Annotated in this window: 2 protein-coding genes; both read left to right on the plus strand. The window is 48.4% G+C overall.

Going from position 1 to position 3,500, the window contains the following annotated elements:
- The first annotated feature begins 391 nt into the window (after positions 1-391).
- Positions 392-1,291, plus strand: coding sequence for a bile acid:sodium symporter family protein (locus E1297_RS03490; RefSeq protein WP_155133931.1), 900 nt, complete (start codon positions 392-394; stop codon positions 1,289-1,291).
- 249 nt (positions 1,292-1,540) lie between these two features.
- Positions 1,541-3,238, plus strand: coding sequence for an NAD(P)/FAD-dependent oxidoreductase (locus E1297_RS03495; RefSeq protein WP_155133934.1), 1,698 nt, complete (start codon positions 1,541-1,543; stop codon positions 3,236-3,238).
- Positions 3,239-3,500 lie beyond the last annotated feature (262 nt).

A 3,500-nucleotide genomic window follows, 5' to 3' on the forward strand; every position in this document is an offset into this window, starting at 1 on the left:
CCTTGACAATCAATTTCTTATGGCGTCATCACCACTTCTGTGACGTGGAGTCATACAATGCATGTTTCGATTGGTTTCAATATGTAGAGTTCTTGCCGTGTTGCACTTCGCGCCTGAATTCACCCAGACCAGAAATATGCGGAGGTCTCACGATGCAAGCTGCTCAAACTGAAGCAGTCTTTCTCAGGGAATGCCGTTCAAAGCATGTTCTACGTTGAACGGCTTCCTCGGATTGGAAGAAAACGGCAAGAAACATCCGGCCCATCTTCGCCACCCGGGCGGCATTTGTCTTGATCAAAACCATTCGGGCAACCTAAGCTGACAATTACAACGGGGAACGGTTGCCGGGCTCACAGTCCGGAGACCGGAGGGAAACGCACGGAGCATGCCAATGGATATCCTGATCGAGGTCTTTCTGCCTTTGTCGCTCGCCGTCATCATGTTGAGCCTCGGCATCGGTTTGACCTTGCGGGACTTCAAACGTGTCGCCGAGAGAGGCCGGGTCTTTCTCGTCGGGGCGGCCTGCCAGATCGTTCTGATCCCCGTGATTGCCTATGTGGTTGTTGCCGCCTTTGGCCTGACCGGTGCCATGGCGGTGGGTGTCATGCTGCTGTCGTTTTGCCCCGGGGGTGTCACCTCCAACATCGTGACCCGGCTCGCAAATGGCGACGTTGCCTTGTCGGTTTCCCTGACAGCGGTCATGTCCCTCCTGTCGATTGTGACCGTGCCCGTGCTGGTCGGCTGGTCTGTCGGTCATTTCATGGCAGACGAAGCGGCAGACTTCTCCGTGGCATCGCTGGGTCTGACAATGGTCTTGATCACCGCCCTTCCCGTGGCGCTCGGCATGATGATCCGGTATCTGGCCCCGGCCTTCGCGGACCGCTACGAACCCAGGTTGGTGAACCTGGCAAGTGTGTTGTTCGCAATCATCGTTCTCGCCGCCATCTTGGCGAACTGGCGGTTGCTCCTCGACAGTTTCGCGAGCCTTGGCCCCGCATTGCTGGCGCTCAACATCATCACGATGGTTGGAGGTCTGCTTCTTGCGGGGGCTCTGGGCTTTGCCTGGACCGAGCGCAAAACGATCTCCATAGAGGTCGGATTGCAAAACAGCACGCTGGGCATCACGCTCGCCCCCCTGATTGTCGGGGCTGCCGATGGCCTGACCACAATCGGCCTGCCCTCGGCGGTCTACGGGGTGCTGATGTATGTCACCGCGGTCCCGTTTGTGCTTTGGTTGCGGACACGCGCCAACCCCGCCCCGGCCAAACTCGCCGCTTCGGAGCGGGCATGAGCCCAATTTGGTGCTCAAGTTTGGTAGAGAGAAGCAATGGCAGCACAGCAGGAAAGTAGAAAGAGTAAATATTTCAACTACCATAAGATAGGTGATATATTATTCCCTTAAAGTAAAATAAGTAAAAACATGATTAAAAACATAAACGCTCAAACTATTAATTGATTCAAACAGTGTTATTAAAGACAATATTATTTTTTGAAAAAGATATTATAATAATATTCGACGAAAAAAGAAGTGAAGTGAAACATGTACGATATTGCGATCATTGGCGCCGGTTGGTCCGGCCTTTATGCTGCGAAATATGCCCGTTCAGCCGGATTATCTGTGGTGATTTTTGAGGCCCGATCTGATCTTGGAGGCGTCTGGAATTTTAGCAATGATCGGGATAAAATTACGGTCATGAAGGAAACTATTTCCTCCTCTTCGCGGCATGTAACCGAAGCATCCGACTTCGAAATGGACGGCACAGCTGGAAATTTTTTCTCCCATAAAGAAGCGCTCTCTTATTTAAATAGTTACTCCATAAAGTTTAAATTAAATGAAATAATAAGATATAATTTTTCGGTAAATAGTATTAGGAAAAATGATGACCTTTGGCATATCACATCATCCGACGGACAAGAAGAGAAAGCAAGAAATATATGCGTTTGCACCGGCGTGCACAGCGAAAAATCACCAATCCCTGAGCCGATCAATTACTTTACCGGTAAAACACAGCATTCCGGAGATATTAAAAGCGCCAGTGATCTGGCTGTCGGTAACAATGATACAGTCGTGGTGTGTGGAGGAGGGGAAACAGCGTCCGACATTGTAGATCTGCTTTCGAAAACAGATGCAAAAGTCATATGGTCCATACGTGGGGGGCAACACTTCTTTCGAAAAACACCATTTCGCACTGGTCTTCCAGCTGGTGCCTATGACAAAAACGATGCCGCCCTTGATGAACAAGCCACCCTCTTGCACCGCTTGTTTACCAACTTCCTCAAGTCGAAGCCGGGAATGCGCTATGGTTGTAACATCGCGTCTTCAAACTCGGTTTTGAGTTATCAGGGACATGGAGTCTCTGTATGGGTAAACGACATCCCTTGGTTTCGTCAGTTTTTCAACAAAAACGGCCATGCCTTGGATCATGTCTGGAATAAACGCGTCGACCCAAAGCCGGGGATTTCAGATGTCCAAGGTTCAACCATCACTTTTGAGAATGGCGAAACAGTATCTGCTACAATGATCATCTGTTGCTTTGGCTATAAGCCTTCATTCCGCTTTCTTCCAGATGAGCTGCAGACCACCAAGCCGTACCTGCTCTATAAAAGAATATTCAATCCCAACGATGTATCCTTGAGCTTTATCGGCTTTAGCCGGCCAATCATTACTTCTCTGCCATTCATGGCTGAAGCTCAAGCCATGTACGCAGCCGAGGTATGGTCTGGAAAGATCACACTCCCCGAAAAATCGGAAATGATACGAGAAGCCCAAAATTCTCATAATAAGATGCAAGAGTACTTTTTGCACAAGCAGACCAATCTCGATATCGTGGAGCCCATAACATATGTGGAGCACTTATTTCCTCAGGCGAAAATGAGTTTCTTCTGGCGGCGCCCATCTTTGTTTGTGACCCGTATCATGCAGCTACTAACGGTTCCTTTTTCACCATTACTTATCCGAGCAATCCTCCATGGACACGAGAGTATTGATCCGAAACGCCTAAACTCGTATCGGAGACCAGTTTTCAACCCCCACCGAGGGAAACAAAGTTTTCTATTCTACCTTGCGAGACTTTCGATAAACATCGGCATCGCTCGCCTTATACGGCTTGACGATGCACTTGATAGCGTTGCATTACGAAAACTAAACAAAAGAGGCGCAACAGTTCTAACGAAAGAAGAAGAAACTGGATTTTCCGCACTTGCTGCAATGTGGTTCCGAAAAGTACTAAATTCGTAAACCGGAAATATTTGATCCGCACTATTCTCCAAGGCACAGATATTTATTTCCCACTGAGCCGTAGAGTACTATTGCACGCTTAAAAGAGCAATTATTTGGTTCTCATAGTTCGAGCGGATAACAACAGTTTCTCTAGTGAGACCCATCTGCCGCGTTTTTCCGTGCATTCAGCGCTACCCAAAAATCATTTACAACTTATAATTGAAGTCAAACGCCTGTAAACATGTAGCCCCTAATACCAACCTGCATAAATCAGAACCGA

The organism is Roseibium sp. RKSG952, from assembly GCF_009711355.1.

Bases quoted from the DNA above. Each gene is read 5' to 3' on its own strand.
- E1297_RS03495 (WP_155133934.1), top strand. From the start codon at position 1,541: ATGTACGATATTGCGATCATTGGCGCCGGTTGGTCCGGCCTTTATGCT.
- E1297_RS03490 (WP_155133931.1), top strand. From the start codon at position 392: ATGGATATCCTGATCGAGGTCTTTCTGCCTTTGTCGCTCGCCGTCATC.